The sequence below is a fragment of the Streptomyces sp. NPDC127117 genome, from assembly GCF_042677325.1.
In the GTDB taxonomy this organism is placed as follows: Bacteria; Actinomycetota; Actinomycetes; order Streptomycetales; family Streptomycetaceae; genus Streptomyces.
The window spans coordinates 1-2,328 of the sequence record NZ_JBHXTM010000130.1 but is presented as its reverse complement, the minus strand read 5'-3'; the positions used below and the strand labels follow the sequence as shown (position 1 = coordinate 2,328).

The following is a 2,328-nucleotide window of genomic DNA, read 5'->3' as shown; positions in this document are numbered from 1 at the left end:
CAGCGAACGGCCCGGACGCCGCAGATGGGTCATCGAACGCACCATGTCGTGGCTGACCGGCTACCGCCGACTCAACCACCGCTACGAACGCCACCTCCGCAACTACCCGGCCTTCCTCGGACTCGTCGCCGCCCTCTGCTGCTACAAACGACTGGTCCGACTCACCACATAGGACACGGTCTTATATCCATGCGTGCGACTGGCACTCTGAATGTGACATATATGGCATGTGTGGAATCATGGCATACGTGGCATTTCATGGGAATTGCCTTGCGGAACCCTCGGCTGGGAGGGCTCCGCAAGGTGAGAGGAGTGCATCATGATCGCCAAGCTGCTCGCCAAGCTGTCCTTCACCCGCCACTACGGTGCGTACGGGGAACACGACTGGGGTGCGTAAGGCGGCGACGACCGGGTCTGACCGCACTGCTGGCGGGAGCCCCCGGGCGCCCGCCAGCTCGCAGCCACGCTGCCGACGACATGGCCTGGGCAGGTATGAGAGTCAGGGACGATCTCATGGGCCGAATGAATGAGCCGCCGCGGTTGCCCGAGGGCAGCTTCGCGGCTTGGAGCCGCGACCGGCTGGCACTGGCGCGCCGTGGCGCTGACGAGTGCGGGGAAGTCTGGCAACTGGAGCCGGGTGTCTACGTAGCGGCCAGGGCCGGGCCGTGTGAAGCAGTCCTGCGCCGCGCGCAGGACTTCCCCAAGCCACCCTCGCCTCTCTTCCCACCGTTGAAGCGGTCGAGCGAAGCACCCACGCCTGAGGAGCGTGCGCACGCCCACGCCGCCCGCATGCGCGGACTACGCCCGCAGGCGGTTGCAGCCCGGATCGGTGAGATAGCGCCCAGGACCGCTCAATTCGCTGACCAGTGGCCCACGGGCCAGGACATCGAGATTCTGCCCCCGGTCCGGCACGCCCTGGCACAGATCGGCGTGCGCTACCTCTTCTCCGAAGACGCTCCCACCCTGCTGCCCTTTGCCTCACAGCTCTTCCTGGCCCGGGAGGTGCTCGTACGCCCCTCGCGCTGGGTATGGCCGCGCTGGGTTCCCACGCCGGCACGGCGGTTCCGCACACGGCAGCAAGTCGCCTTCGTTGACGCTTTGCGGCCCATCGTCCGCCGACGCCGTTCATCGGGCCGGCTCGGTGACGACGTGCTGGGACAGATGCTCCGGCCCTCCTCCCGCTATGGCCTACTGCCGGAAGAGGCCATCCTCGACCCTCTCCCCGGAATCACCCTCGCCACCTTTGAGACACCTTCCCGCGCAGCCGGATGGATCCTGCTCCACCTGGCCCGGTACCCCCAGGCAGCGGGCCGCGTCGCGGCCGAAGCCGCCTTGCTGCCCGCGGACCCGGCCGCGACGACCAACACCCACCTCGACAGCCTGCAATACACCCAGGCACTGGTACGCGAGGTGCTCCGACTGCACCCCCCGAGCTGGCTACTGACCCGGCGCGCCACGCGACGGACTCAACTCGCCGACTACACCATCGACGCCGGGTCCACCGTTCTTGTCTGCCCCTACACTGCCCACCGTGACGCACGGGAACACTCCGAGCCGGACCGGTTCTGGCCCGAGCGCTGGCTCGATGATTCGGGTTCGCCGGCGAAACCCGGCGCCTTTCTCTCCTTCGGTACCGGGCCGCATGGCTGCGAGGGAGCCGCTCTCGCCATGGCGATGCTGACGCTCCTGACTGCGCAGACCGCCCGCCGCTACCACTTGAGCGAGCTGCCCGGACCGGAACCCAGCTACCGAGTCACCACCTTCGAAGGTCTCGCAACTGCTGGCCTGCGCCTGCGTGCCACCTTGCGCAGCTGAGGGCAGTCCCGCTTTCAGTGGCAGGCTGCCTTCACCCGCGAACCGATGCGGCTTCCCCTCACCGAAAAGACCCTCAACCAGGCACTGGCCACAGCGCGGGCGTCCGTCGAGCGCGGCGTCGCGAGGCTGAAGTCCTGGCGGATCTTCCGCAGGTCCCGATGCAGCCCCAACCGCATGACGTCAATCGCCAAAACCATCCTCACGCTGGAGCGGCAACGCTGAAGGAACTCAATGATCACCAACCACGCAACCTTGGATATCCGGGCACACGAACGATCCCTGGGGGATCGCCAGAAGAAGTAGCCGGTGCCCCCTGCAGACCAGTTACGGGTGGCCGACCCAGACACCACCCGCTCACTGTCCGACAGATCAAGGCGCCCACGCACCGGCCCCGCCACCCGACGAATACTGCGACTATCGAATACCGGCACTTCACCAGTGGCACGCGGACACGGTCGACGTGCTGGTGTTGGGGTTCACCGGTCCCCGGTTCAGGCCGCACCTTCTGGTTCT

The 2,328-nt window shown here is 67.0% G+C and carries 2 protein-coding genes and 1 pseudogene; all 3 read left to right on the top strand.

Annotated elements, in window-relative coordinates:
- Positions 1 to 172 (top strand): transposase (locus ACFVH0_RS40455; RefSeq protein WP_385828430.1); only part of this gene is annotated, 172 nt, incomplete at its 5' end.
- 617 nt (positions 173 to 789) lie between these two features.
- The gene (locus tag ACFVH0_RS40450) at positions 790 to 1,815 is read left to right on the top strand and encodes a cytochrome P450 (RefSeq protein WP_385828429.1); all 1,026 of its coding nucleotides are present in this window, start codon (positions 790 to 792) and stop codon (positions 1,813 to 1,815) included.
- Between the two features lie 51 nt (positions 1,816 to 1,866).
- Positions 1,867 to 2,037, top strand: a pseudogene (locus ACFVH0_RS40445) (transposase family protein); the annotation flags it as partial.
- Between the last annotated feature and the right edge of the window lie 291 nt (positions 2,038 to 2,328).

Bases quoted from the DNA above. Each gene is read 5' to 3' on its own strand.
- ACFVH0_RS40450 (WP_385828429.1), top strand. From the start codon at position 790: ATGCGCGGACTACGCCCGCAGGCGGTTGCAGCCCGGATCGGTGAGATA.